The 18830-nt window shown below is 58.7% G+C and carries 22 protein-coding genes; 12 read left to right on the top strand and 10 right to left on the bottom strand.

All coding sequences use genetic code 11. The features are described from left to right. Positions 1 to 145 precede the first annotated feature (145 nt). Both ACB035_RS18790 and ACB035_RS18785 read right to left on the bottom strand, forming a co-directional pair. Positions 146 to 526: a PilZ domain-containing protein gene (locus tag ACB035_RS18790; RefSeq protein ID WP_005340482.1), complete on the bottom strand. Its 381-nt coding sequence runs from the start codon at positions 524 to 526 to the stop codon at positions 146 to 148. A 100-nt stretch (positions 527 to 626) separates the two neighbouring features. Continuing rightward, on the bottom strand, positions 627 to 1109 hold the full coding sequence (locus tag ACB035_RS18785) for an Rsd/AlgQ family anti-sigma factor (protein ID WP_005348975.1): 483 nt from the start codon (positions 1107 to 1109) through the stop codon (positions 627 to 629). A gap of 337 nt (positions 1110 to 1446) precedes the next feature. On the opposite strand from ACB035_RS18785, the gene hupA reads away from it, so the two are divergent. Beyond that, positions 1447 to 1719, top strand: a complete 273-nt coding sequence (gene hupA / locus ACB035_RS18780; RefSeq protein ID WP_005340484.1) for a nucleoid-associated protein HU-alpha — start codon at positions 1447 to 1449, stop codon at positions 1717 to 1719. Positions 1720 to 1847: 128 nt separating this feature from the next. On the opposite strand, the gene ACB035_RS18775 is transcribed toward hupA, so the two are convergent. From ACB035_RS18775 to ACB035_RS18765, 3 genes are all read right to left on the bottom strand, one after another. Beyond that, positions 1848 to 2291, bottom strand: a complete 444-nt coding sequence (locus ACB035_RS18775; protein ID WP_042084388.1) for a PACE efflux transporter — start codon at positions 2289 to 2291, stop codon at positions 1848 to 1850. 162 nt (positions 2292 to 2453) lie between these two features. Beyond that, a complete protein-coding gene (locus ACB035_RS18770) occupies positions 2454 to 3311 on the bottom strand; it encodes a hypothetical protein (RefSeq protein WP_371167899.1) in 858 nt (285 codons plus the stop codon). A gap of 111 nt (positions 3312 to 3422) precedes the next feature. Further along, positions 3423 to 4646, bottom strand: a complete 1224-nt coding sequence (locus tag ACB035_RS18765; protein ID WP_371167898.1) for an Nramp family divalent metal transporter — start codon at positions 4644 to 4646, stop codon at positions 3423 to 3425. Between the two features lie 237 nt (positions 4647 to 4883). Here ACB035_RS18765 and rpsF point away from each other — a divergent pair, with 237 nt between their 5' ends. From rpsF to ACB035_RS18745, 4 genes are all read left to right on the top strand, one after another. Beyond that, positions 4884 to 5270: a 30S ribosomal protein S6 gene (rpsF, locus tag ACB035_RS18760; protein ID WP_005308887.1), complete on the top strand. Its 387-nt coding sequence runs from the start codon at positions 4884 to 4886 to the stop codon at positions 5268 to 5270. 30 nt (positions 5271 to 5300) lie between these two features. Next, entirely contained in the window at positions 5301 to 5531 is a 231-nt protein-coding gene (rpsR, locus tag ACB035_RS18755) for a 30S ribosomal protein S18 (protein WP_005308890.1), read from the top strand. Positions 5532 to 5583: 52 nt separating this feature from the next. Next, the gene (gene rplI, locus ACB035_RS18750) at positions 5584 to 6030 is read left to right on the top strand and encodes a 50S ribosomal protein L9 (RefSeq protein ID WP_005340490.1); all 447 of its coding nucleotides are present in this window, start codon (positions 5584 to 5586) and stop codon (positions 6028 to 6030) included. A gap of 101 nt (positions 6031 to 6131) precedes the next feature. Beyond that, on the top strand, positions 6132 to 6872 hold the full coding sequence (locus ACB035_RS18745) for a ferredoxin--NADP reductase (protein WP_368177475.1): 741 nt from the start codon (positions 6132 to 6134) through the stop codon (positions 6870 to 6872). A gap of 49 nt (positions 6873 to 6921) precedes the next feature. Here ACB035_RS18745 and ACB035_RS18740 read toward each other — a convergent pair whose 3' ends face one another. Next, positions 6922 to 7272 carry a hypothetical protein gene (locus tag ACB035_RS18740; RefSeq protein WP_371167897.1) on the bottom strand — a complete coding sequence of 117 codons (351 nt, stop codon included), beginning with the start codon at positions 7270 to 7272 and terminating at the stop codon, positions 6922 to 6924. 19 nt (positions 7273 to 7291) lie between these two features. Further along, positions 7292 to 7588, bottom strand: a complete 297-nt coding sequence (locus ACB035_RS18735; protein ID WP_236381067.1) for a hypothetical protein — start codon at positions 7586 to 7588, stop codon at positions 7292 to 7294. Between the two features lie 255 nt (positions 7589 to 7843). Between ACB035_RS18735 and ACB035_RS18730 the strand changes: the two genes are divergently transcribed. Next, positions 7844 to 8854 (top strand): Preprotein translocase subunit SecY, encoded by a 1011-nt coding sequence (locus ACB035_RS18730; protein WP_371167896.1) that lies wholly within the window; start codon positions 7844 to 7846, stop codon positions 8852 to 8854. Positions 8855 to 8907: 53 nt separating this feature from the next. Here ACB035_RS18730 and ACB035_RS18725 read toward each other — a convergent pair whose 3' ends face one another. Continuing rightward, positions 8908 to 9075 (bottom strand): hypothetical protein, encoded by a 168-nt coding sequence (locus tag ACB035_RS18725; RefSeq protein WP_371167901.1) that lies wholly within the window; start codon positions 9073 to 9075, stop codon positions 8908 to 8910. 56 nt (positions 9076 to 9131) lie between these two features. On the opposite strand from ACB035_RS18725, the gene ACB035_RS18720 reads away from it, so the two are divergent. The 5 genes from ACB035_RS18720 (at position 9132) to ACB035_RS18700 (ending at position 15703) form a co-directional block, all read left to right on the top strand. After that, positions 9132 to 10109 (top strand): NADP-dependent oxidoreductase, encoded by a 978-nt coding sequence (locus ACB035_RS18720; RefSeq protein ID WP_371167895.1) that lies wholly within the window; start codon positions 9132 to 9134, stop codon positions 10107 to 10109. A gap of 79 nt (positions 10110 to 10188) precedes the next feature. Continuing rightward, positions 10189 to 10626, top strand: a complete 438-nt coding sequence (locus tag ACB035_RS18715; RefSeq protein WP_371167894.1) for a YqaA family protein — start codon at positions 10189 to 10191, stop codon at positions 10624 to 10626. Positions 10627 to 10653: 27 nt separating this feature from the next. Further along, entirely contained in the window at positions 10654 to 13467 is a 2814-nt protein-coding gene (locus ACB035_RS18710) for a M16 family metallopeptidase (protein ID WP_371167893.1), read from the top strand. Between the two features lie 61 nt (positions 13468 to 13528). Next, positions 13529 to 15127, top strand: a complete 1599-nt coding sequence (gshA, locus tag ACB035_RS18705; RefSeq protein WP_216949665.1) for a glutamate--cysteine ligase — start codon at positions 13529 to 13531, stop codon at positions 15125 to 15127. 66 nt (positions 15128 to 15193) lie between these two features. Further along, entirely contained in the window at positions 15194 to 15703 is a 510-nt protein-coding gene (locus ACB035_RS18700) for a hypothetical protein (RefSeq protein WP_371167892.1), read from the top strand. A 41-nt stretch (positions 15704 to 15744) separates the two neighbouring features. Here ACB035_RS18700 and ACB035_RS18695 read toward each other — a convergent pair whose 3' ends face one another. Further along, on the bottom strand, positions 15745 to 17535 hold the full coding sequence (locus tag ACB035_RS18695) for a long-chain fatty acid--CoA ligase (RefSeq protein ID WP_371167891.1): 1791 nt from the start codon (positions 17533 to 17535) through the stop codon (positions 15745 to 15747). Between the two features lie 227 nt (positions 17536 to 17762). On the opposite strand from ACB035_RS18695, the gene ACB035_RS18690 reads away from it, so the two are divergent. After that, positions 17763 to 18266, top strand: a complete 504-nt coding sequence (locus ACB035_RS18690; RefSeq protein ID WP_371155262.1) for a hypothetical protein — start codon at positions 17763 to 17765, stop codon at positions 18264 to 18266. A gap of 37 nt (positions 18267 to 18303) precedes the next feature. On the opposite strand, the gene rimI is transcribed toward ACB035_RS18690, so the two are convergent. Then, entirely contained in the window at positions 18304 to 18753 is a 450-nt protein-coding gene (gene rimI / locus ACB035_RS18685) for a ribosomal protein S18-alanine N-acetyltransferase (RefSeq protein WP_005340505.1), read from the bottom strand. Between the last annotated feature and the right edge of the window lie 77 nt (positions 18754 to 18830).

The raw sequence follows: 18830 nt of genomic DNA, 5'->3' as shown, positions 1-18830 counted from the left end.
GCGAAGGGAGCGGAGTTATCCCCGCAGTGTGAAGCCAAGACCACAAAAGTATGCAGTGCAAAAAGCCAATAAAAACAATGCCAGTCAGGCTTAACTGACTGGCATTAGCGCCTCGGCGCTCTTTTTTATGGGCTGGCACCTGCCATCAGGGCTGGCTGTGTTCCAGATGCTCGCTCAGCAGTTGTTCCAGCTCGCGGTGGAGCAGCTCTTCGTCGCCGACGTTAAGCTCGATCATCCGCTTGAGATGGGTGGCACTGTCGATATCGATGTGGTGGCAGTAGAAACCCAGCTTCTTGCTGGCTTCGTGGGTCAGCTCGACCTGCATTTTTATCTCGATATCGCTACCGCTCAGGATAAAGCTGAGCTGGTACTCCTTGTTGTCACGGCTCTCCCAGTCGTCGGGGCGGATCAGCAGGGCGCCCTGCAAGGAGACGTCGACAAGCTGGGTCTGCCACTTCTGTTCCCCCTGGGTGAGTTCTGCCATGGTCAAGTAGAGGATCCGTGCAAAACGGCGGCGCTCAGACATGCTCATCTCCTGTATGCAATAAGTGTGGACGCTAGGGTCATTGCTCTGAGTGTAATCCACCTTAGTTGCCAGTATCTTGAACTTGCTCCGAAAATGGCATTCAGGCTTGCTGGGTACTCAAGGATTCCACTACATGAAGCGCCTTGACCAGGCGATCTTCCTGTTTGAACCGCTCTTCCAGAACCGGACCCAACTCGTTGAGATCATCATCCAGTAGCAGCAATTGGGCCTCGTCGGCATCACTGTATTTGTCGTTGAACTCGAGGGCGAATTCAGTGCTGTTGCGAATATGGGGATAGATGCGCTTGGCCAGCTCCAGTGTTTCGCCGCTGGCTTGCTCGAAGGCGGTGACGACGTGGTGGTAGATTTCGAAATGGCCCGCACTGACATAGTCGACCAGGCGGTCGCAAAACTGATGCAGCTCTTCTGTTTTGGGCAGGCTGCGTTGCTTGGTCCGCGCCGGAGTAAGGCCTGCCAGCTGCATGTATCCAACCAGCAACGCTTGCCTTGCATCCAGCCAGTCGTCGATAGCTTTATGCTTGCCTGCCAGCGCCTGCTTGGTCTGTTCCAGTTTCGTCAACATAATCCCTATCCCTCCGTGGGGCAAAGGCTGGCCGATTGTTCGGTATTCCGAGCCGTTTGAGCAGTGACACAACCTATAACTAGGGAAAATCTGGGCAAGCGTCAATAGCCATGGGGGGATAATGTTAAGTGGCGAAGAAATAGTCAGCGGATTGTGTCTGCGTGCTAGCAGGTTTCAGGCCTGCTCACGGTTTTTCGCGTGTGGAATGTGACTATTTCCGCAGATCTTGATGAAAACCCCAGCGTTTGACGCGTTCGGCTCGATAAAGGCTTTGCCTGTGCGTTTTTTTTTGCATAGAGTGACCCAGCGCTAAATGCCCGATCATAAAGGAAATGTTATGAACAAAGCTCAACTTGTCGATGCGATTGCCGCCAAAGCAGATCTGAGCAAAGCTCAGGCCAAAGTGGCTCTGGAAGAGATCATCAATGGTATTACCCAGAGCTTGAAAGAAGGCGATGCTGTGCAACTGGTCGGTTTTGGCACCTTCAAGGTCACCCACCGCGCAGGCCGCACCGGTCGTAACCCGCAAACTGGTAAAGAGATCCAGATTGCTGCTGCCAACGTGCCTTCATTCGTGGCTGGCAAGGCTCTGAAAGACGCCGTCAAGTAAGTCCGAAAGTCTGTTTTGTCCAATGCCAGTCAGCTTGCTGACTGGCATTGTTTTTATGGGATTATCCCATCCTTCCTAGTTAGTCCTTCCTGACTTTTCCTTCTGTTGGCCTCGTTGCGGCTGAGGCCTTATGCCGTCTGCGGGTTGGATGGCAGCGGCCAGATCCGCTCATAGGCCCAGGTAAAGAACATGATGTAGACGAGGTAGAAGGCGACGAAACCGAGATCCAGCATCAGGGCGTCCCACACTCCCAGATCGAGCCAGAACATGACGCAGGGGAGGGAGAGCATCATGAAGCTCGCCTCATAGCCAAACGCGTGCAGGAAGCGGTCCAGTGGTCGCTTGTTGGTGCGCCCGCAAAGTTTGAGCAACCCCTTGTCGAACAACAAGTTCCAGCCATAGGTCCAGGCGGTGGCGACGATGGAGAAGAAGATGGCCAGCGAACCGACCTCGGCGACGCCCTGACCGAACAGCTGGCTGATCAGCGGTGCGACCAGTGCCAGCCCGATGCCTTCGTAGAGAACCAGATAACGAAGTCGATCAGGGGTGGTGCGAAGTTGAGTACTACTCATGGGGATATGCCTCCTGTGGGAGGCGCATTCTAATCAGGGAGTGGTTAAAAGAGAAGCATCGGCCCGTCATGACGGGCGTTGAGGGGCATGATGATGCCCCCTCTTTGCGATACGTCGCTATTGCCAACTTGGGCGTTAGCCCTGAGTGGTCAAGTCTGCGACTCAGGCGCCGGTTGGCGTGACCCGTGTCAGCATGGCAAAGCCCTCTTCCACTTGTGTGAGCTCTACCTTGACCGCCCCCAACTCGGCGAGCGAGGCAACATGAGTGCCACCACAGGGAATGGTCACCTCCTGGTCTTCCAGCATGCAGTGCCAGTAACGGGAATCGATGATCGCCTCGCCAGCGCGGCTGCGGCGGATTTCGCTCCCGGCTGCGATCCAGTCGGCCAGTTGCTGGTTGACCTTCTCTTCAATCACCGCCAAATCTGCCAGCAGCGCCTCGCTGTTGACCCCTTTCTTGCGCAGGCTCTTGCCGATTCGGTACTGCTCCCGCGAACCGCAAGGTTCGACCCGCGAGCTTTGAATAGCAAGACGATCGAAGTCAGGCTGGCCCAGCGCATCGCGCTCGCTTACCTCCTTGCGCCAGTAGGGTATGAGTACCCGGTTGAGGGCCAGCGCCGCCAGATGGCAGCCACTATGGCCCAGACTCAACGCGTGGCGGGCAGCGCTATCCACTTGCAATTCGACCTGGCTGCCAACGGCCAGCGCGTGGTCACCGGTCAGCGGATGGACCACCACGAAACGCCACCCCTCAGCGCCCCGTTTGACCGGAATGGCAGTATCGACAAACAGCTCGCCATCCGGGCTGATGGCCCCCATCCGGCAAGGGCCAATGGCGGCTTCGCCCCCTTCCCAGCGAGCATTGCCCACATCCCCCGGCTGATCGGGCCAGAGGTGGCTCTGGGGATGAAAGGGGGTGAGGTCGGTGACCAGCAGTGTGGTGTCGCCACGCTGGCAGCAGACCACGCTGGCTTGCTCCTGATGATGGCCCAGCACGAAGCTGACTCGGGTATGTTCCATGGCAAGGCTCCCGCAACGATAAATGAGAAGAGAAAGCGGCAGCATACGCCAAAGTGCGAAAGGGCTCATTAACCAGTGTTAATGAGCCCCTCTTCTCGGTTTTACAGTTCGCTAGATCATGGTAACCAGCAGATAGGCGTTGAGGCCAATCACCAGTGCAACGATAAGGCGGCCGATGGCTTGTGTGACCGGATGGTTGCGATGTTGCCCCATCAGCGCCCGATCGCCGGTCAGCATCAACAGCGGGATCAGGGCCAGCGCGATGCCAAAGCTCAGGATCACCTGACTCAACACCAGAATTTCGGTGGTGTTGAGCCCCATGGCGATTACCACGAAGGCGGGAGCCATGGTGATGGCGCGACGCAGCCAGAGCGGGATGGTAAAGCGGACAAAGCCCTGCATCACCACTTGCCCGGCCAGGGTGCCCACCACGGTAGAGCTGATACCGGAGGCGACCAGCGAGAGGCCAAACAGGGTGGCTGCCGCCTGACCCAGCAGTGGAGTGAGGGTCTGGTAGGCGGATTCCAGCTCCGCCACCTGCTGGTGGCCCGAGCTGTGGAACGCGGCGGCCGCCATCGCCATCATCGCCAGATTGACGAAGCCGGCGATGGTCATGGCAATCGCCACATCGACCCGGGTGGTGTGCAGCCGCTGGCTGACCGAGCCCTGATCCTGCGTGTGCTGGGTCAGTGCCGAGTGCAGATAGATAACGTGGGGCATCACGGTGGCACCGAGCACACCGGCGGCCAGATAGACGGCATCGCTATTGGGCAGACCGGGGAAGAGGGCGCCCTCCAGCAGGCTGGGCAGATGGGGGCGGGAGAAGATCAGCTCGACGATGTAGGCCGCCGCGACAAACAGCAGCAGGCCGCCGACCACGAACTCCAGCGGTTTCTGACCACGGGATTGCAGCATCAGGATCCCCCAGGTCACTACGGCGGTGATACAGGCTCCTTCAAGCAAGGTCACGCCAAGCAGCAGCTTGAAGCCGACTGCGGCGCCGATAAATTCGGCGAGATCGGTGGCCATGGCGATGATCTCTGCCTGTACCCAGTAGGCCCAGACCGCCGGTTTTGGCAGTCGGTCGCGGATGTGCTCCGCCAGATTCTTGCCGGTGACGATACCAAGTTTGGCCGAGAGGGTCTGCACCAGCATGGCCATCAGGTTGGCCCATACCACCACCCAGAGCAGTTGGTAGCCAAAGGTAGAGCCCGCCTGAATATTGGTGGCGAAGTTGCCCGGATCGATATAGCCGATGGCGGTGATAAAGGCAGGCCCGAGCAGGGTCAGTTTGAATTTGCGGGCTGGAATCGTAGTCGTCAGTGCGGGTTGCATGGCATCACCCTCCATAAGGATATGGAGAGAGAATAGATCTAAATGATAATTGTTATCAATTGTTGTTTCTGATGATTTCCATCGGGAAAAACATTTAAGGCAGTCAGTTGCAGTGAGGGATGTGATTTCGTACAATATGCCGCCCTAGAAAAGCAGCGACTAAACACCTTTATGTTCCTTGCCTCCGAGGTCTGGCTGCACCTGGGCGGAGGCTGAATTAATCCGTAAGGAGCTAAAATGCGTCATTACGAAATCGTCTTCATGGTTCATCCGGACCAGAGCGAGCAAGTTCCCGGCATGATCGAGCGTTACACCGGCGCCATCACCACCTCCGGTGGTACCATTCATCGCCTGGAAGATTGGGGCCGTCGTCAGCTGGCTTACCCGATCGACAAACTGCACAAAGCCCACTACGTTCTGATGAACGTAGAAGCAGAGCAAGCCGTTATCGATGAGCTGGAAACCAACTTCCGCTTCAACGATGCCGTTATCCGCAACATGATCATGCGCACCAAGCACGCCGTGACTGAAGTTTCTCCGATGGCCAAAGCCAAAGAAGAGCGCTTCACCCGTCGTGACGACGAGCGCCGCGAAGAAGCTACTGAAGCTGCTTCCGAAGAGTAATTCTGGATCACTGACTAGAGGATAAAGGCCATGGCACGTTATTTCCGTCGTCGTAAGTTCTGCCGCTTCACCGCCGAGAACGTTACCGAGATCGACTACAAAGATATCGTTACTCTGAAAAACTACATCACTGAATCTGGCAAGATCGTACCGAGCCGTATCACCGGTACCCGCGCCAAGTATCAGCGTCAGCTGGCACGCGCCATCAAGCGTGCTCGTTACCTGGCTCTGCTGCCGTACACCGATCTGCACAACAAGTAAGAATCGGCCCGGCACTTAAGCCTAACTCAACGAAATTTATAGAGGAAAGGTAATGCAAGTTATCCTGCTCGACAAAATCGCCAAACTGGGCGGTCTGGGTGACCAAGTTTCCGTGAAATCTGGTTATGCCCGTAACTACCTGATCCCGCAAGGCAAAGCTGTTATGGCCACCAAGGCCAACATCGAAGCTTTCGGTGCTCGTCGCGCTGAGCTGGAAGCCAAACTGGCTGCCAACAAAGCTGCTGCTGAAGAGCGTGCTGCCAAGCTGGCCGAACTGGCTACCGTGGTTATCGCTTCCAAGTCTGGCGACGAAGGCAAGCTGTTCGGTTCCATCGGTACCCGTGACGTGGCTGAAGCCATCACTGCTGCCGGCGTAGCAGTTGCCAAGAGCGAAGTCCGCATGGGCAACGTTCTGCGTAACACCGGTGACTACGAAGTTGCTGTTCAGCTGCACGCTGACGTTAAAGCAACCGTACAGATCCAGGTTGTTGCCCTGTAATAGCGATTCGCTTTTGCAGAGAAAACCCGCGCACTTGCGCGGGTTTTTTATTTTCCGGCCCGGGGGTAGAGTGAAGCTCTGTTCCACTGGAGGAGATCCCTATGGCTTGGGTAGAAGGTCGCGTCATCGAACGCATCGAATGGACACCCACTCTGTTCTCCCTGCGGGTAGCGGCCGAGCTGGCGCCCTACAAGGCAGGCCAATTCACCAAGCTGGCCCTCGAGCAGGGCGATCGCCGCATTCAGCGCGCCTACTCCTTCGTCAATCCCCCCTCTGCGCCATATCACGAGTTCTATCTGGTCGAGATCCCGAGCGGTGAGCTGACTCCCTCGCTCGGCTCGCTGCAAGCAGGCGATACCCTGCTGGTGCAATCCCAGGCCACCGGCTTTCTGACGCTGGATGAGGTGCCCGCCGGGCGTGATCTCTGGCTGCTCTCGACCGGCACTGCCATCGGCCCCTTCCTCTCCATGCTGGCCGATGGTGAGGCGTTCAACCGTTTCGAGAATTTGGTGCTGGTGCACGGGGTACGTAAAGGCGAGGAGCTGAGCTATCAGGATTTGATCGCCAGCTTTGCCGAGCAATATGGCGAGCACTTTCGCTATGTCCCCTTTGTCAGCCGCGAGCCCTGGCCCGATGCAATGGCAGGGCGGATCCCGGCGGCGATTGCCAATGGTCAGCTGCAGCAGCGGGTGGGATTGGAGTTCTCACCCGAGCTGAGTCAGGTGCTGATCTGCGGCAATCCGGAGATGGTGAAAGAGACCCAGCAGACCTTGCTGGCGCTGGGGTTGGCCAAGAATCTGCGGCGGGCGCCGGGCAATATCAGTGCGGAGAATTATTGGTAAAAAAATCAGCACAGGGGCGCCAGGCCCCTGCTGCATCAGGAGAGGGCGTTCAGTTCTTCTTGCCGTTGCCCTTGTTTTTATCTTTGTGTTTGTCGTGACCTTGCCCGGGGTTATTGCCGCTGTGGATGCTGCGGTTGTAGTGATCCCGGTACTTGCCATCCATCTTGTCGCAGTTGAGTTTGATCCGGCTGTCGCCAATGCCAAGATCCAGACAGTTGTCCTGCCACCAGTCGTACTCTTTGTCATCCCAGTCGAGATTGATCTTGATGTCATCACCGGAGATCTTGATGCTATCGCCATTTTTGCTTGGCGGCGCCGCAACCGCGATGCCATGTGCCATCAGCAGGGAGAGCAGCAGGGCGCCACGCTGGATAACGGGGTTATGTTTGGCTTGGGTCATCGCAAGGGTACTCCTGTCGTTATTGGCCACTCTGCGAGTTGGCAGGGATCTGGTTGGTTTGCGGTGGCTGGTTACGGTTCTCTTCATCTTCCAGATTGAATTTGACCGCCTTGCAGTCGGCCGGGGCGGTTTCGCCGACCCCCAAGTCGAGGCAGTCGTTCTGGGTCCAGCCGAACTGCTTGTCATCCCAGTCCAGGTTGAATTTAAGCTCATCGACGGAGAATTCGGAGCCACTGCTCTCTTGATATTGCTGGGTCGCTGCGGCGCTGCCGGTAACCAGGAGAAGGGAGAGTAGCAAAGTGGTCTTACTGTTCATGATGGCCTCGGATAATTGCAACGGTGGATGAGTGTACAGACCGGAGCTGAACCCGGGCGGAACTGTTCCCCATCTCACTACATGATCAAGTCAGGGAGGGATTGTATCGCTTTTCTGCTGCCGATTTGTCCGTTTTGGTCGCACTCTGGGCAGCTGGTTGCCAATCTGAAGGAATTCAGTCATTTGCCCTTCTCTGGGCGAGTCTGGCGACTATAATCGGCAGCCAACTTTTCCTGCACAGCACACCCCTTCATCATGACCACACAGGACTCCTCTACATTGCGCTACCCCAAGGGGTGGTTTGCTCTGACGACGGTATACAGTTTCACCGGGTTGGCCATTCTGGCTTCCATTATCTTCTCCCTGCTGCTGTTCCTCTCCATCGATGACAACCCGCTGATGAAGTGGCTGTTCGGCGGCTTGGCCATCATCTTCGAGCTGGGCAAGTTTTACGTCTGGTACGAGTACGGCGAGCGCAAGGCGCGGCGGGATCTGAGTGGTGCTTTCTGGTCGCTGCTGTTTTACAGCGTGCTGGCGGCCATCTCCATCGGCGGCAGTATCGGTGGCATCAACAGCGCCACCAACACGGTGCTGAACCAGCAGGCGCGCCACGAGCGGGAGCTTGCCCGTTTCGACGAGCAGATCGCCAGCATCGAGCGGCAGATCCAGCTCAACGAGGAGGCGGCCCGCAAATATATCGAGCTGGAGCGCATCTCCAGTGGCGTCTCCTCGTTGCAGCACGCCAATACCAAGCTGCGCTTGCAGCAGGATGAGCTGCGTCAGCAGCGCGATGCCAAGCCGGTCAACGAACAATCCTCCATGCTGGGGCTGATGAGCAGTCTGGCGGACGGGGTAGGGATGAGCATCAGTCAGGTGCAGTTCCTGCTGGTCTGCTTCCTCTCGGTGCTGCTCGACGTGTTCGGTGCCTTCTTCGTCAGCCTGATCGGCGAGGAGAACCGCTTTCGCCGGATGTGGCGCGGGCAGCAGGATCAAGCTCGCAGAGAGGCGCAGGAGGCGTTGGCGATGGCAGCCCAGCCAGAGCCCATCATGCCCCCCGAGCCCGCCCCCGAAGTGCTGGCGCAGGTGCGCGGTGCGCTGGTGAGCGGTGAGCTCAAGTGCAGCAAGCGCTCGGTGGCACAGGCGCTGTCACTCTCACTGGAGGAGGTGGATCGGGTGTTCCACCACCTGCTGTCGCAGGGGGTGCTGGGGCAGGGGAGCAATCGCCACTACTACCTCAATCCGGCGCTGGAGCAGCAAGCCGGATAGTGAGAAGGCCACCGAAACTCGGTGGCCTTTTTCGTTATCGAGTGGCTTGGCACTCAGTGAGTCAGCACCATCATCAGGCTGAGGAAGGCGGCTAGTCCGCCACCGATGCCGATGATCCAGTAAACCCCCTTGGCCCCCTGTTTGAGCGGGATGCGGAAGTAGAGCAGAAACGCCCACCACCCCAGTGCCAGCAACAGAGGAATAAGAAACATTCGAGCCATGGTGTCCTCGCTGTTATTCTGTTGACCCTTGATCAATCAACAGGATGGATTGTGCAATGACGCAACTACAGATTACCGCATTCGGTGACCCCTCGGTACTCAAGCTCAACCCTTCCCTCGATAAGGTGCCAGCCGATGGCGAAGTGCGGGTGCGCATCTGCTTTGCAGGGGTTAACCCCATCGATGCCAAAACTCGCGCCGGTCTTGGCTGGGCGGCGGCCCAGAACAAGGACAAGCTGCCCTGGACACCGGGTTATGACGTCTCCGGCGTGGTAGAGAAGGTGGGCCCCGGCGTGACCTCGTTGGTCGAGGGGGATCGTGTGTGCGGCATGGTCGGTTTTCCCCTCACCGCCGGTGGCTACGGGGAGTCTGTGGTGGCAAGCGAGAGCGAGCTGGTCAAGCTCGACGGGGTGAGCCTGCAGCAGGGGGCGGCGCTGCCACTGGCCGGTCTCACCGCCTGGCAGGGGCTGCTTGAGCACGGTGGCCTCAAGAGCGGTCAGCGGGTCTTGATCCTTGCCGGTGCCGGTGGTGTCGGCCATCTGGCGGTGCAGTTTGCCAGCGCCTATGGCGCCGAGGTGGTGGCTACCGCCAGCCCGGACAACCATGGCTTCCTGCACGCACTGGGGGCGCGCTGGATGGTGGATTACCACGATGCGAACTGGCCGGCACGAGTGGTGGCAGAGGCCGGTCAGGTCGATCTGGTGCTGGATCTGGTGGGCGGCGAGAGCGGCAAGGCGGCGTTGGCCTGTGTCAAGCCGGGTGGCCGCTTGGTGACGGTACCCACCATCACTGCCCAGCAGATCAAGGATGCTGGGGCTGCGGTGGGGATCGAGGTGGTCGGCATGCTGGTTCACCCCGACCAGAAGCAGCTGGGTCAAATGTTGATGCTGCTGCGTCAGGGGGAGGTGAAGGTCACTCTCGCCGGTGAATTCCCCCTGGTCGAGGGGGCGCTGGCCCATCAGGCCATCGAAGGGGGCCATGTGCGCGGCAAGCTGCTGCTACGGATGCCTGCGGCCGATGGCTATCCCGGATGAGCGAGATGATGGAGATGGCACATGGTGTGGCTGTTATTGAGCGCCTCGCGTCCTTGCCTGGGGGGTGGGGACGCGCATCATGAATGAGTTAATGGAGATGGGGCTGGGGTGGCTCTTTTTAAGCGCCTTTACCTCCGCCACCCTGCTGCCCGGCAGCTCCGAAGTGCTGCTGGGGGCCATGGTGGCCAAGGGGGAGTGGAGCATGGCGAGCCTGTTGCTGTGGGCGACGCTGGGCAATACCCTCGGCTCCATGACCACCTGGTGGCTCGGCTGGCTCGCCACCTTCAAGAAAAAACCGGAAGATTTTCAAGGCCGTGGGGAACAAAAAGCCTTAGGCTGGCTCAAACAACATGGTCACTGGTGTCTGCTGCTTGCCTGGACGCCGGTGGTCGGTGATGGTCTCTGTCTGTTGGCCGGTTGGCTGCGCCTCTCCTTCTGGCGCTCTCTCATTTTGATCGGGCTCGGCAAATTGTTCCGTTATGCCCTGGTTTTTCTGCTGGCCAGTCACATTTTCTAGCCTGTTTTTGTCACTCACGAGGTCACTGTGAACAAAGTCATACCTTTAACGATTCTGCTGGGCTTCACCCTGCCGGTGCTGGCGGCACCGACCCTGATCGCCGAACAGGGCAAGGAGGAGGGCAAGCTCGCCATCCCCTATCAGATGTACAAGCTGGACAACGGCCTGACTGTGATCCTGGCCCCCGACCGCTCCGATCCGCTGGTGCACCTCGATGTGACCTATCACGTCGGTTCATCCCGCGAGACGGTCGGCAAGTCCGGTTTCGCCCACTTCTTCGAGCACATGATGTTCCAGGGCTCGAAACACGTTGGTGATCAGGAGCATATGCGGATCATCAACGAAGCCGGTGGCGACATGAATGGCACCACCAACAAGGACCGCACCAACTACTACGAAACCGTGCCGGCCAACCAGCTGGAAAAAGTGCTCTGGCTGGAGGCGGATAGGATGGGCTTCCTGCTCGATGCGGTGAGCCAGAAGAAGTTCGAGATCCAGCGCGCTACCGTCAAGAACGAGCGGGCCCAGCGGGTCGATAACCAGCCGTACGGGCTGGTGAGCGAGAAGGTGGGAGAGGCGCTCTATCCGCGTACTCACCCCTACTCCTGGCAGCCTATCGGTTACGTGGAAGATCTCGACCGGGTCGATGTAAACGACCTCAAGCAGTTCTTCCTGCGCTGGTATGGCCCCAACAACGCCACCCTGACTCTGGGCGGCGACTTTGACAGCAAGCAGGCCCTCGAGTGGATCGAGAAGTACTTCGGCTCCATCCCGCGCGGCCCGGACGTAGCCGAGCCGACGCCAAAGCCGGTGACCCTGCCCGAGACCCGCTACGTGACGCTGCAGGACAAGGTGCACCTGCCGCTGCTCTATATCAGCTACCCCACCGTCTCCCTTGGCGATCCGCAGGAACCGGCACTCGACATGTTTGCCGACGTACTGGGCGGGTCTGCCAGCTCCATGCTCTACCAGTCGCTGGTGAAAACCGGCAAGGCGATCGATGTGGGGGCGTCTCACTACTGTGAAGAGCTGGCCTGTACCCTGACCGTCTACGCCTATCCCAATCCGTCGCAGGATGGCAGCCTCAAGACCCTCAAGGGGGAGGTGGACAAGGTGATCGGCGAGTTCGCCCAGCGCGGCCTCAAGCCGGAAGATCTGGAGAAGGCGATCGCCAAGTATCGCGCCTCTGCCATTTGGGGTCTGGATAGCGTATCCGGCAAGGTGAGCCAGCTCGCCATGGGTCAGGTGTTTGCCCAGGATCCCAACTATGTGTTCAAGACGCTGGATGCCATCGGCAAGGTGACACCTGAGCAGGTGAAGGCCGCCTACGACAAGTTCATCGCCGACAAGCCGGCGGTGGTGTTGAGCGTGGTGCCCAAGGGCAAGACAGAGTGGCAGGTTGCCACCCCAAACTTTACCCCCGCCAAGCGCGAGCTGCCGGATTACAGCAAGCATGACGAGGCGCTGGCCGAACGACCGGTAAAAGACAATTTCGATCGCAGCGTGCAGCCCAAGGCGGGCGAGGCGGTGAGCGTCAAGGTGCCCGCCATCTGGCACGGCAAGCTCGACAAGAACATCGAGATCATCGGTACCAAAAGTGACGAGATCCCGGCCGTCTCCATCATGATTGCCCTGCCGGGCGGCATTCGTGCCGAAGATAAGGGGCAACTTGGGCTGGCCAATCTGACTGCCGCCATGATGGGGCAGGGCACGGTGCGCCTGACCGAGGCTCAGCTCAGCGACGAGCTGCAAAAGCTGGGCTCAAGCATTGATGTCTCCAGCGCCCAGTACAACAACCTCATCACCGTCAGCTCGCTGGCGGACAAGTTGCCCCAGACCCTGGCGCTGGTGCGCGAGGTGCTGGAGCGCCCGGGCATGCGGGAGGCGGACTTCGAGCGGGTCAAGGCGCAGCTGCTGCAAGGGATGCAACAGGCCCAGCAGCAGCCCGAGTGGCTGGCCGGGCAGGCGTTCCGTGAGCTGGTCTACGGCAAGCAAAACCGCCTCGGTCAACCTACCGACGGGGTAGCGGCCGATGTGGCCAAGCTGACCCTGGCGGACATGAAGCACTTCTATCAGGCCTACTACAACCCCACCAACGCCAAAGTGGTGGTGGTCGGTGATGTGGGCCAGAAGCAGATCGAGGAGCAACTTGGCTTCCTGACCGAGTGGAAGGGGGCCACGCCGACTCTGGGGGATCTCAAGCTCAAGGGTGAGCAGGCCAAGCCGGGCATCTATCTGGTCGACAAGCCGGGGGCGCCCCAGTCGGTGATCCGCATCGGTCGTCGCGCCATGCCGTTCGATACCACGGGGGATTACTTCACCGCCGGGCTGATGAACTTCAATCTGGGTGGCAACTTCAACAGCCGCATCAACCTCAACCTGCGGGAAGACAAGGGTTACACCTACGGCGCCAGCTCCGGTTTCTCCGCTAACCGCGAGGTAGGCACCTTCGCCACCGGCGCCAATGTGCGGGCCGATGCGACTGTGGATGCCATCCGCCAGTTCCTCAAGGAGATGGACAACTACCGCAAGAGCGGCCCGACCCCGGTCGAGCTGGCCTATATGCGCAGCGCGGTCTCCCAGCAGGATGCCCTCTCTTACGAGACCTTGGGCCAGAAGGCGGGCTTCCTGCTACAGATGGTGATGTATGACCTGAAACCGGACTATGTGCAGGCCCAGAACAACCTGATCAAAACGGTGTCGCCCGAGGCGCTGAAGGCCAGTGCGGCCCGTTGGCTCAATCCGGCCGACATGGTGATCGTGGTGGTGGGAGACAAGCAAAAGCTTGAAAAACCCCTGAAGGAGCTTCATCTTCCCATCTATCCGCTGCAGTTGCCGTAACTGACGCTTTATAAAAATCAAGAGCCGCCCCGGATGGGGCGGCCTCACATGAGCCGTGAATATGACTACAACAAGCTTGTCGCTCACCGAGTTGCTGAATGCGTTGGGATCACCGGAGCGCCTCACCGCGCTCAAGGGGATCCGGCGCGGGATCGAACGTGAATGCCTGCGCATCACGCCGGATGGCCGACTCGCCCAGAGTGACCATCCCCGGGCGCTGGGCTCGGCCCTGACCCATCCCAATATCACCACCGACTACTCGGAGAGTCTGCTGGAGTTCATCACCCCGGCCACCGACTCCATCGACAGCCTGATGGAGCAGCTCGGCGACATCCATCACCATGTGATTCAGCATCTGGGTGACGAGCGGATTTGGCCGCTCTCCATGCCCTGCTTCGTCGGCGGGGAAGAGAGCATCCGACTGGCTCAGTACGGCAGCTCCAACATCGGCAAGATGAAGACCCTCTACCGTCAGGGCTTGAAGAACCGCTACGGCAGCCTGATGCAGGTGATCGCCGGGGTGCACTTCAACTTCTCCATGCCAGACAGCTTCTGGAGCGAGTGGCAGGATCTGGTGTGCGAAGGGTGCTGCAGCCAGCGCTTTATCTCCGACAAGTACATGGGGCTTATTCGCAACGTCTACCGATTCGGCTGGCTGGTGCCCTATCTGTTTGGCGCCTCCCCGGCCATCTGCGAATCCTTCCTCAAAGGGCGCAAGAGCAACCTGCCGTTCGAGAAGACCGGCAAGGGCACCCTCTATCTGCCTTACGCCACCGCGCTGCGTCTCTCCGATCTTGGCTATACCAACAGCGCCCAGGCTGGGCTCAAGATCAGCCACGACAATCTGCCTGCCTATGTCAGCAGCCTGCGCCGCGCCATCAACACCCACAATCCCGACTTTGCCAAGATCGGGGTCAAGGTGGATGGGGAGTATCGTCAGCTTAACGACAACGTGTTGCAGCTGGAGAATGAGCTGTATGCCCCGATCCGCCCCAAGCGCACCCCGCGCAGCGGCGAGAAGCCCTCGGATGCGCTGGATCAGCGCGGCATCGAATACATCGAACTGCGCACCGTGGACGTCAACCCCTTCACCCCGCTCGGTATCGATGCCGACCAGATCCGCTTCTTCGATCTGTTCCTGGTCTGGTGCCTGCTGCGCCCCTCTCCGGTGCTGAGTGACGAAGAGATTGCCCGCAACCGCCGCAACCAGAACAAGGTGGTGCTGGAAGGACGTCGTCCCGGCCTGACGCTTGAAGATGAGCAGGGCAATGCCATTGGCCTCAAAGAGTACGGCCTCAAACTGTTTGACGAGCTGGCTCAGGTGGCCGACCTGCTGGATCGCTGCTGTGGCCGCAACCGCTATCGCGAGACGCTGGCGATGCACCGCGAGAAGCTGCTCGACCCCGAGCTCACCTACTCCGCCCGCATGCTCAAGGAGCTGCTGGAGAGCGGCAAGGACAACGGCTGCTATGGCGACAAGCTGGCGACCCGCTATCGCGAGGAGCTGCTGGCAGGGGAGCTGCAGTACTGGGATGAGGCCTACTTTGCCGGTGAGGCGAAGGATTCGCTGGCCAAGCAGCGCGAACGCGAGCGCAGCGACAGCCTGTCGTTCGATGACTTCCTGGCCGACTACTTCGGGACCAGCAAGGCAACTGTCTGATCACCGGTTTATAAAAGTAAAAAGCCGCTCGAATGAGTGGCTTTTATTATATATGGATAATTTAACATGAGAAAATATAGAGCAGCTTTAGTTAATTCAATGTGTCTTGCATTGGTCTATTGCGCTGGTTTCTTTACACCACATACGTATGCTCAGTTTAGTGAGTTAAAAGTTGGTGATTTATTTTCCATCATGTCTAACATCGCTACTATTATAGCTGCAGTGGTGGCCATTTTTGCTTTAAACTCATGGAGATATCAGCTAAAGCACTCTAAAATATATGAGATAGCGATAAGTGTTGAGGCGGAAGTTGATGAGGTGTTAATTCATACTGCTAATGAAAGCAATATGAACGATAATAGGTATATATATGAGTTGAGTAAGAACATTACATTAAATCGCTTTCGGTTAATGCGTAGAAATACATTCATTGAAGAAGTTAAAGAGTTGGAGCTTACATATAGGTCAGCTATATCAGATCTGGGGGAGTTTGGCTTTATAAGGACAGCAAATCATACCTCATTGAGCGAGGCTCTAAATAAGTTTAGTACAAGGGTCAATAGTGAATTTACGTAGATAACTGCCTCATCATATCAATGAGGCAGTTATCGAAATTATTAAATGTGGTTATACATCGCCTCGATTTCGCTCTGGTACTTGGCTTCGATGATCTTGCGGCGCAGCTTCATGGTGGGGGTCAGCTCACCCAGTTCCATGGAGAAGGCGCTCGGCAGCAGGGTAAACTTCTTCACCTGCTCGAACTTGGCCAGCTCTTTTTGCAGATCGGCGATGCGGGCTTCGAAGAACTCCATCACCCGGGAGTGGCGCAGCAGCTCGGTCTTGCACTGGTACTGCAGGTTGATGGAGCGGGCGTACTCCTCCAGCGACTCGAAGCAGGGGACGATCAGCGCCGAGACGAAGTGGCGGGCATCGGCGACGATGGCGATCTGCTCGATAAAGCGATCCTTGCCGATGGTCCCTTCCACCAGCTGCGGGGCCACGTATTTGCCGTTGGAGGTCTTCATCAGCTCCTTGAGGCGCTCGGTGAAGTAGATATTGCCCTGGCTGTCGAGCTGACCGGCATCGCCGGTACGCAGGAAGCCATCCTCGGTCATCACCTCGGCGGTCGCGTCCGGCTTGTTGTAGTAGCCGCGCATCACGGTGGGGGAGCGCACCAGCAGTTCGTTGTTCTCACCCAGCTTCACCTCGATGCCGTTCAGTGCCGTGCCAATGGAGCCGAGTTTGAACTGGCTGTCTTCGTAGCAGCAGACGGTGGCGGTGGTCTCGGTCATGCCGTAGCCGTACTTGAGGTTGAGTCCCATCGCCTGGAAGAAGAGGTTCACATCGTCGGCCAGACGGGCGCCCGCCACCGGCAGGAAGCGGGTGCGGCCGCCAAAGCGGGCGCGCAGCTTGCGAAACACCAGTCGCTCGGCGAGCCAGAGCTGGCCGTAGAGCAGCGGGGAGGCGGACTTGCCAGCCTGACGGGTGGCAACCATCTGCTTGCCTACCTTGGTCGCCCAGCCAAACAGGGCGCGACGCAGAGCCGGAGCCTGAGCAACTTTGGCCTGGATCATGGCGTAGGCCTTCTCGTAGAGGCGCGGCACGGCACACATCACGGTCGGCTGCACCTCGCCAATCACATCCATCACCTTCTGTGGATCGCGGATATAGACGTTCTCGGCGCCGCAATAGAGCACGTAGTAGCTCCATGCCCGCTCGAACACGTGGCTGAGCGGCAGCATGCAGAGCGACACATCCTGCTGATTGAGGTCGAGGCGGCTGTTGTGCATCTCGAAACAGGCGGCGATGTTGCTGAAGTCGAGCATGACCCCCTTGGGCTCGCCGGTGGTGCCGGAGGTGTAGATCAGGGTCAGCAGATCATCCATCCGGTACTGGGTTTCCCGCTCGCGCAGCTCCTGCTCGCTGGGCTGATGGTTGCCGGAGACCAGAAATGTCTGGAAGTGGCTCGCCTGCTCGCAGCCGCGCAGGTTGACGTTGCCGTCGAGGGCGATGAGCTGGCGGATCTCGCCGCTTTCAATCAGTTGCAGCGCCTGATCGAACTGAGGTTGTTCGCCAACGAACAGCACCTTGATGCCGGCATCTTTGACGATGTAGCGCAGCTGATCGAGCGTGCTGGTGGGGTAGATAGGGACGCTGACACCGCGGGCGGCAAGGATGCCGAGATCGGCCTGGGTCCACTCCGGCATGTTGCGGGCATAGATGCCGACCATTTCGGTTGGCTGGTGGCCGGCACGGATCAGCGCCTGTGCGCAGTAGTCCATGGCTTGGCCCAAAGTACGCCAGCCGATGGCGCGCCACTGGCCATCTTGCTGAACCCGCAGGACAGCCTTGTTGCCAAGCTGGGCAATACGTTCACGCATCAGTCGAACCAGATGAAGCTTCGGCATCAGTTAAACATCCTTTAATTACAGTTGTACGCCCGCGAGGGCACTAAAAATCGGGCTAGAGTTTAAACTCCAACATTACGGCTTACAAGTGTTCGCTGTTTGTCTTGGATCACAAAGAGCGCAAATAGCTCTCCCTTTGCGCAGACTGGCCGATACTGCTAGGAGGCAGAGAGAGGGTTAACGATATGAATCTGTGGGTGAAAGGGGCGTTGGCCGCGGTCGGGCTGATGGTGGTGGGGGGCGCTGCGTTTTGGTTCTTTGCCGGAACGTCATCACAGGGGCCCGCCAATCCCTGGTATCAGGGGGCCGAGGGGTATCAGCAGGCGCAGCAACAGGCGCTGGCGTTGGGCTATCCGCTGCTCTATGTGCTGGAGACCCCCAAGTGCCGCCGCTGCGGCGATCTGGAGAAGAAATTCTGGCAGAGCAAGGAGATGGCTGGCCCGCTTGCCCGGCTGGTGAAGGTGCGGCTCAACCCGGGCAAGGGGGATGGCAGCGAGCAGATCCTGCGCCGCTTTCCCAAAGTCGCCACGCCGCCCGGCATCTATATCCAGCAGCCGGGCCAGCCCCTCAGACCCATCAAGATAGTGGTGGATATCGACCAGATCTGGATGCCGGGGAAAACCTGGCAGCGGGGCTTCTATATGCCGCTCTCCGGTGCCGGATTCGAGGCGGTGGTGCATACCACCCTGGCCTTGCAGGATCCCGCGCTGGACAACGCCCCCCTCGATTGAAGGGGACAAAAGGCTTGGGCGCGACGAACAGGCTGGATCAGCCGAAATCGAACAGTCGCGACATCAACACCGCATCTTCCCTGTCATTGCCGGTGCCGTAGTAGTCGGCGCGGCGGCAATACTCGGCAAAACCGGCGCTCTCGTAGAGGTTGATGGCGGTCTGGTTACCGGCCCGCACCTCGAGAAACCAGGCCTCTGCCCCGGCTTGCTTGCTGCGCGCCAGATAGGCCTGCAACAGCGCCCGTCCCAACCCCTTGCCCTGAAACGCCGGATGCACGCAGATGTTCATCAGCGAGCTGTCACCGGCCACCAGATCCGAGATATAGAAGCCCGCCGGGCGACCATCGACCAGCATCAAACCGTTGAGATAGCGAGGACCGAAGCAGGAGAGCAGGTTGGCCTCACTCCACGGCTCCTTGTGAGCGGCTTGCTCGATGGGGTAGACAAGGTCGAAATCGCTCTCGAGCAGGGGACGAAACTCAGGCATGGGGGCTCCGGATGGCAAGATGTTGGGCACTGGGGTTAGCAGAGGTTGCAGAGGCGGCATTTGTAAAATCAGGTAAA

Origin of the sequence: Aeromonas sp. S12(2024) (genome assembly GCF_041402305.1) — a bacterium.
Lineage (GTDB): Bacteria > Pseudomonadota > Gammaproteobacteria > Enterobacterales > Aeromonadaceae > Aeromonas > Aeromonas veronii.
Note: the sequence above shows the minus strand (reverse complement) of the source record. Positions and strands in the feature narration are given on the sequence as shown.

Bases quoted from the DNA above. Each gene is read 5' to 3' on its own strand.
- ACB035_RS18790 (WP_005340482.1), bottom strand. From the start codon at position 526: ATGTCTGAGCGCCGCCGTTTTGCACGGATCCTCTACTTGACCATGGCA.
- ACB035_RS18785 (WP_005348975.1), bottom strand. From the start codon at position 1,109: ATGTTGACGAAACTGGAACAGACCAAGCAGGCGCTGGCAGGCAAGCAT.
- hupA (WP_005340484.1), top strand. From the start codon at position 1,447: ATGAACAAAGCTCAACTTGTCGATGCGATTGCCGCCAAAGCAGATCTG.
- ACB035_RS18775 (WP_042084388.1), bottom strand. From the start codon at position 2,291: ATGAGTAGTACTCAACTTCGCACCACCCCTGATCGACTTCGTTATCTG.
- ACB035_RS18770 (WP_371167899.1), bottom strand. From the start codon at position 3,311: ATGGAACATACCCGAGTCAGCTTCGTGCTGGGCCATCATCAGGAGCAA.
- ACB035_RS18765 (WP_371167898.1), bottom strand. From the start codon at position 4,646: ATGCAACCCGCACTGACGACTACGATTCCAGCCCGCAAATTCAAACTG.
- rpsF (WP_005308887.1), top strand. From the start codon at position 4,884: ATGCGTCATTACGAAATCGTCTTCATGGTTCATCCGGACCAGAGCGAG.
- rpsR (WP_005308890.1), top strand. From the start codon at position 5,301: ATGGCACGTTATTTCCGTCGTCGTAAGTTCTGCCGCTTCACCGCCGAG.
- rplI (WP_005340490.1), top strand. From the start codon at position 5,584: ATGCAAGTTATCCTGCTCGACAAAATCGCCAAACTGGGCGGTCTGGGT.
- ACB035_RS18745 (WP_368177475.1), top strand. From the start codon at position 6,132: ATGGCTTGGGTAGAAGGTCGCGTCATCGAACGCATCGAATGGACACCC.
- ACB035_RS18740 (WP_371167897.1), bottom strand. From the start codon at position 7,272: ATGACCCAAGCCAAACATAACCCCGTTATCCAGCGTGGCGCCCTGCTG.
- ACB035_RS18735 (WP_236381067.1), bottom strand. From the start codon at position 7,588: ATGAACAGTAAGACCACTTTGCTACTCTCCCTTCTCCTGGTTACCGGC.
- ACB035_RS18730 (WP_371167896.1), top strand. From the start codon at position 7,844: ATGACCACACAGGACTCCTCTACATTGCGCTACCCCAAGGGGTGGTTT.
- ACB035_RS18725 (WP_371167901.1), bottom strand. From the start codon at position 9,075: ATGGCTCGAATGTTTCTTATTCCTCTGTTGCTGGCACTGGGGTGGTGG.
- ACB035_RS18720 (WP_371167895.1), top strand. From the start codon at position 9,132: ATGACGCAACTACAGATTACCGCATTCGGTGACCCCTCGGTACTCAAG.
- ACB035_RS18715 (WP_371167894.1), top strand. From the start codon at position 10,189: ATGAATGAGTTAATGGAGATGGGGCTGGGGTGGCTCTTTTTAAGCGCC.
- gshA (WP_216949665.1), top strand. From the start codon at position 13,529: ATGACTACAACAAGCTTGTCGCTCACCGAGTTGCTGAATGCGTTGGGA.
- ACB035_RS18700 (WP_371167892.1), top strand. From the start codon at position 15,194: ATGAGAAAATATAGAGCAGCTTTAGTTAATTCAATGTGTCTTGCATTG.
- ACB035_RS18695 (WP_371167891.1), bottom strand. From the start codon at position 17,535: ATGCCGAAGCTTCATCTGGTTCGACTGATGCGTGAACGTATTGCCCAG.
- ACB035_RS18690 (WP_371155262.1), top strand. From the start codon at position 17,763: ATGGTGGTGGGGGGCGCTGCGTTTTGGTTCTTTGCCGGAACGTCATCA.
- rimI (WP_005340505.1), bottom strand. From the start codon at position 18,753: ATGCCTGAGTTTCGTCCCCTGCTCGAGAGCGATTTCGACCTTGTCTAC.